Genomic DNA, 6,918 nt, shown 5'->3' with positions numbered 1-6,918 from the left:
CACCGGCGTACCGATAGGAGCTCCATGACCAGGCTTCATGGGCGCACTCATAGAGGCGTAAACGGTGCTTTCGGTAGGACCGTAGGAGTTGATCATTTCTCGGCCTGAAGCCCACCGATCGACAAGTTCGGGCGAGCACGCCTCACCCCCCACAAAAATGGTCCTCAATGCGCTCAGCCGCTGCGGTGACAGCCGGCCGAGGGCGGACGGGGTCTGGGTCAGAACCGAAACACTTTCGTTCACAAGTAGGTCATGAAAGTCGGTGGCAGAGTTGGCCGTGTCCTCAGAGGCTATGACTAAGCGGCCACCGTGCAGCAGAGCGCCCCACATCTCCCACACCGACACATCGAACGAGTACGAATGGAACATCGACCACACCTGTCCTGGCGACAATTCGGACGTCCGTGCGGGTCTGGTGAACAGTTGCGTCACGTTCTGGTGGGTGACCGAGACGCCTTTGGGTGTGCCTGTCGTTCCTGAGGTGTAGATGACATAGGCCGTCAGTTCTGGATGGGGGAATGGAAAGGTGACAGTGGGAGGTTCGACGGTGACCCTGCCCCCGAGGGTCACGACTGCCACTTTGCTCTCATCGACCCGGTGCAATTGCGCTACCGTTGTCACTATTGCTGCTGGTTTGGCGTCTTGTAGAACGAATGCCAGGCGCTCGTCAGGGGTGTTGATGTCGATCGGCAAGTAAGCAGAACCCAGCTTCAGCACCGAAAGTATGGCTATCACAGTGTGTTCCGAACGTGGCAGCAACAGTGCAACAACGTCCTCTACTCCCACCCCACGCCCAGCCAACAAATGAGCCAACTGCGTCGATGTGTCGTCCAACTCCTGATACGTCCACGACCGACCCTCGAACACCACCGCTATGACGTCCGGCCGCACCCTCACCTGCTCGGCGAACAACTCCGGAATCGACACGCCAGCAACGGACTCCGTCACAGCCGACCTGTTACCCAGTACGTCCAGCTGCGTCAGCTCATCCTCACCCAGGATGTCGAACGAAGCCAAAGGACGATCCGGGCCCGCCGCCATCGCAATCAATAGTGTCTGGAGCCATACCAGGATTTGCTTGGCCAACCGCTCGTCGAGGACCGCCATGCGGTATTCCAGCCGCACCCTCAGCTGTGGACCGGGCCAGATCTGTAAGGCGATTGGATAGTGAGTGAACTCGCGACTTGAGGCTATGCGTACGCTCAGTCCGTTTGTCTCGAGCTGCCCGCCGGACATCCTCAGTGGGTAGTTCTCGTAGACGAAGAGGGTGTCGAACAGTTGTTGATGTCCCGCGGCGCGCTGGATATCGGCCAGGGCCACGAACTGGTGGTCTAGCCCATCGTGGTAGTCGTCCCGCAGCATGCCGATCAGTTCAGCCGTGGTCGTCGTCGCGGTCAGGGATGCTCTTACCGGGACGGTGTTGATGAACATGCCCACCGCCGACTCGCTGCCGAACAGTTCTGCTGGCCGCCCCGATACGGTAGTGCCGAAGACGACGTCTCCGCTGCCAGTCAATGCGCCCAGCAGACGGCCCCAGGCGGCCTGTAGCACGATGTTCATGGTCGTGTTTTGCGAGCGAGCCAACTGCTCAACAGAACGCGTGACGTCGATAGGGAGGTCGACTCGCAACAGCGATCGCGCATCAGTGAAGCGATCTCCTGGATCTAACAAGGTCGGCGTTTGAAGTCCCGCCAGCAGCTTCTGCCAATGCCGCCGCGCCGCGCTCCAGTCCTGGGCGGATAGCCACTCGACGTAATTTCGGAAGGTGGGCGCGGGTGCCAGAGTCTCCCGTTCGTAGACGGCGAACATCTCTTTGAGCAGAATCTGGATTGACCAACCGTCCACCACGATGTGATGGACGGATAGCACCAGCGTGTGCTTATTCGTCCCAGTCTGATGAAGGAGAATCCGTAGCGGTGCCTCATCTACGAGGTTGCCGCAGGCGGCGAGCTCTGCATCCAGCAGCCTCTGATCGCACTCGTAGCCGTTAACTACCGTCCACGGTATGTCTGGGCGTGTCGGAATGATCTGCACCGGCTCGGGGAAACCCTCGGAGACGAACCGAGCCATTAGGTTGGGGTGGCGTCCGACGACTGTATGAGCGGCCTCGCGCAAGCGCGGCACGTCGAGTACGCCAGCAATCTCGATACCCAGTTGCACGGTGTACAGCTCTACGGGTTCATTACTGCCGGAACGGCGATGGAAAAGCAGCCCGGTTTGAAGCGGAGTCAGCGGGAGAAGGTCTGCTGGTTCCACGATTTGTGCGAGTTGATCGATCTGCCGCTGATTGACCACCGCCGGCAGGACGTCGGAGGGAGTCAGTCCTCCGCCGCCGTTCTGCACGTACGCCGCAATTCCAGCTAGAACGTCATACCAGCGCGCGTACAGCTCGGTGATATAGGAGCGATCCACCTGTGTGCTCGTCCAACTCCAGGACACGTGTAGTTCTGACTGCGAACCTTCGGCTAGCACGGCTGCATTGATGCCGACTGTGTGCGGCAACAGCATCGAGCGGGAACCAAAGCGTCGAGCATCAGGCGATTCAGTCGGTCCGAGGATCCGCCAATCTTCGAGGGGTGCGTCGAGCTGGCTCACGCTGCGCCGGCCGAGGTAGTTGAAGCCGATGGCGGGATCTACGCCAGACAGATTGTTGGTGCCTAGATACTTGAGAAGACCGTAGGTGATTCCGTCGGGGTGGGCACGCAGCTGTTCCTTGGCGTCCTTTATCCAGATACCCATGTCCGAGCCCCCGGTCAGAACAGTGTCACGGTCCATGGGTACGACGTTCAAAGCGACCGGGTGCTTTGCGGTGAACCATCCGACGGTGTTGGTCAAATCGATCCCACTGCCGATTTCATCGCGACGTCCGTGGCTCTCCACGTCGATGCGGAAAGGGACGTCGAAGTGCTGGTGCTGTTCAGCGAGGGCAGAACCGAGTGCGATGAGCAGCAGATCCTGAACGTTGATGTGCAGAGCCGCAGTCACGTCGGTTACCAGCACTTCGGTTAGCTCCGTGTCGATGCTGACCGACAGATGCTCCACATCGCGCCAGATACCAGGAGTCGGGTGCGGGCTGGGCAGCAGGGTGGCAACGGCTTCAATGCGCTGCCAATGCGGAAGCTGGTCAGTGACTTTCCGCTCGGCAGCGTACTGCGCCAACATCGTTGACCACTCACGGAACGAGGTGCCGCTGGCATCCAGGGTAATTTCTCGCCGCTCGGTGAGGCAGCGCCAACCCGTTGCGAGATCCCTTTGGATGATTCCCCAGGAGACCGCGTCGACCGCGAGGTGGTGGACGATGAGCAACAGCTGGCGGGTGCGCTCAGCCCACAGCCCATGCACCATGGCTCCTCGACGCGGGTCAAGACGGCTCAAGGCATTGGCAAACGTGGTATCGGAGAAGTCCACGACGGGGGTTACACAGTCGGCTGCGCTGATCGAGCCTGTTGGTAGGACGATGCAGTTGTCCGCGTCCTCAGTCGGGGCGTTGTCCACCTGCAACCGGAGCATGGCGTGCCGATCGACCAATGCCTGTAGTAACAACACCACGTCGCTGTACTTCGCCTGCTGCGGCCCCTGGAACAACATGGTTTGGTTGAACTCGTCTGTCGGTGCCGTGAGAGATGCCAGCCACCGCATGATCGGCGTTGCCGTGACGGGCCCAGCCTCAGCCGGCCGAAGGAGAGACTGCTCCGGGACCGAGAGCTGGAGAGCGTGGGCAAGTCGTGCCACGGTTCGCTCCACCAGGATGTCGCGGGGCTTGCAGTACAAACCGACTTGCCGGGCCCGGGACACCACCTGAATGGACGAGATGCTGTCGCCGCCTAGATCGAAGAACGAATCGTCGACTCCAACTTTCTCCACATTCAGTACGCGCGCGTAGATGTCAACCAGGCTCTCCTCGAGTGGAGTAGTCGGTGCTCGGTATTGGTTCGATTGTCCTAGTTGAGGTACCGGAAGCCTCTTTTTGTCAAGCTTGCCGTTACTCGTCATGGGCAATGCATCGAGGACCACGACCGCCGCAAGCGACATATATTCGGGCAGCCACGCGTCGGTCAAGCGGCGCAATTGGTTGCCATCCAACTCGCCCGCCCAGTCTGTGTGGGGAACGACGTAGCCGATCAGCCGTTTGTACCCTGGGTGGTCCTCATGGACGACGACCGCAGCCTGTCCTACTCCGGGGGCCGTCCGGAGCACCGATTCGATCTCACCGATTTCGATGCGGTAACCACGAATCTTCACCTGATCGTCAGAGCGACCCACATACTCCAGCTCGCCGTCGTGATTCCAACGAACCAGATCGCCGGTGCGATACATCCGCGAACCCAAAGGGCCGAGCGGACACGCGACGAATCGCGATGCCGTCAAGCCCGGCCGTCGCACATAACCGCGTGCCACACCCCGCCCCGCGACATACAACTCACCAACCACACCGATCGGAACCCGCCGCAAACCGGAATCCAACACAAACAACGCAGTGCCGGAGCCAGCGGCACCGATCGGCACTGCCCCTGTAGGGACTAGCGGTTCGGTCATCGAAACGTAGACGGTGCACTCGGTCGGGCCATAAGCATTGATCACGGCTCGCTCAGGCGTCACCCATCGCTCGATTAGCTGGGCTGGGCACGTCTCTCCCCCGAGTAGAAGTAGCGCGATCGACGGTAGCCCCTCGGGAGACAGCCGTGCCAACGCCGACGGTGTCTGGGTCAGCACCGTTACTTCTTCGTTTACGAGCAGGTTATGGAAATCGGAAGGAGAGTAGGCAACCTCTTCGGGAACCACGACCAGCCGTCCCCCGTGCAGAAGCGCGCCGCACATCTCCCAGACCGCGAAGTCGAATGCGTATGAATGGAACAGCGTCCATACGTGGTGGTGGGGTTCCAGAGTGCCGGTGGTCGGGTCCTCGACATTGGCGAGGCGCGCGATGTGGGTAGCGATGAGGTCATTGACGCCGCGGTGGGTGACCGAGACGCCTTTGGGTGTGCCTGTCGTTCCTGAGGTGTAGATGATGTACGCGAGGAGGTCAGCATTCGGCACCGGCAACGTCGTCGTCGGCTGTTCAGCGACCTTGGGATCCTCGACATCTATCAGTGGGACCCCGGACTTACTGACGCGACCAGCGAGGCTCACCGTGGTCAAAATCGCGGCCGGCGCAGCGTCTTGTAGAACGAATGCCAGGCGCTCGTCAGGGGTGTTGATGTCGATCGGCAAGTAAGCAGAACCCAGCTTCAGCACCGAAAGTATGGCTATCACAGTGTGTTCCGAACGTGGCAGCAACAGTGCAACAACGTCCTCTACTCCCACCCCACGCCCAGCCAACAAATGAGCCAACTGCGTCGATGTGTCGTCCAACTCCTGATACGTCCACGACCGACCCTCGAACACCACCGCTATGACGTCCGGCCGCACCCTCACCTGCTCGGCGAACAACTCCGGAATCGCGGGGTCCACGATCGATTCATTTAGCACTGACCGCGCTCCGAGGGCGTCCAGCTGCGTCAGTTCTCTCTCGTCAAGCAAGTCGATTGACGCCACCGAGCGGTCCGTGCCGGCGAGCATCGTCGTGAGCACCCGCTGCCAGCGGGTAACAAGTTGTTTTACAGTTTCGGCGTCATAGACGTCGGTGCGGTACTCGACCAGACCCCCAATGCCTATGGGACGGCCGGAGTTGTCGAACCGCTCACGCAGGCTGAAAGTCAAGTCCATTCGAGCGGTCAAGGTGTCCGTGCGCTGCGGGGAAATGTCGAGACCTGGCAGAGACAGATCGGGCAGGGTGACGTTTTGCCAGGCGAACAGGATTTGGATCAACGGATGGTGAGCCTGCGTACGGACCGGATTGAGGCGCTCGACAAGCGCATCGAACGGCACATCTTGGTTCGCGAACGCGTCCAGGCTCCGCTCCCGTACCTCCTCCAACAAATCACCGAAGTTCATCTCGGCTGAAACCCGCGTACGCAACACCAGCGTGTTGACGAAAAACCCGACCATGCCGTCAAACTCGGTTCGCCCCCGCCCCGCCGTCGGCACCCCGAACGCCACATCCGCGCTCCCGCTCAAACGCGCCAACAGCACCGAAAGCGCCGCCGACATCACCATGAACGTCGTCGCATTGCGTTCCCGCGCCACAACCCGCACGAGTTCCTGCAGTTCGGCGGGCCATTCGACGACGACTTGGCCGCCCTGATGGTTGGCGACGGCGGGGTAAGGCCGGTCCGTGGGAAGCTCCAGCAGTCCCGCGTATCCAGCGAGGTTCCGCTCCCAGAAAACTGTTTGTCGACCAGATCGGGTATTAGGATCGTCGGCCTCGCCGAGGAGCTTGTGCTGCCAGATTGTGAAGTCGGCGTACTGAACGGGCAACGGCTCCCAGCCTGGCTCCGTCCGGGTGGTGCGGGCCTGATATGCGGTAGTCAGGTCGCGAACCAGCGGCGAGAGAGATGATCCGTCGGCGGCGATGTGGTGCATTGCCAGGGCCAGATGGTGTTCCGTGGTCGAGACTGCGAAAAGCCTTGCACGAAAGGGAATCTCGGTTTCTAAGTCGAAGGCGTGGCGGGTGACAATACCGACCGCCTCATCCAACTGTTGATCGGTCCAGTTGGTGGCGTCGATGACTTTGCAGGCGACAAGCCCTTCAGAGGCATCGAGAATGCACTGCTCGGGCACGCCAGCCGTAGCGGGAAACACTGTGCGAACACTCTCGTGCCGGGCTACGACATCGGCAACCGCCAGGGTCAGCGCGTCGACGTCGAGTAGACCGATTAGGCGTAGTACCAGAGGGATGTTGTATGTCGCCGATGGTCCCTCTAGCTGATGGATGAACCACAACCGACGCTGGGCGAACGACAGCGGCAACTGGGCCGGACGCGCATATGGCTCCCAGATTTGCCTGGTGCCCGACTGTCCTCCACCCACCACACGAGC

The 6,918-nt window shown here is 60.7% G+C and carries 1 protein-coding gene; it reads right to left on the bottom strand.

What is annotated here, in order from left to right; genetic code table 11:
* On the bottom strand, positions 1-6,909 hold a 6,909-nt coding region (locus tag BH95_RS29300; protein ID WP_244165178.1), incomplete at its 3' end, for a non-ribosomal peptide synthetase.
* Between the last annotated feature and the right edge of the window lie 9 nt (positions 6,910-6,918).

It is taken from the genome of Rhodococcoides fascians A44A (genome assembly GCF_000760735.1).
GTDB lineage: Bacteria > Actinomycetota > Actinomycetes > Mycobacteriales > Mycobacteriaceae > Rhodococcoides > Rhodococcoides fascians_E.
This window is presented reverse-complemented; position numbering and strand designations above follow the sequence as displayed.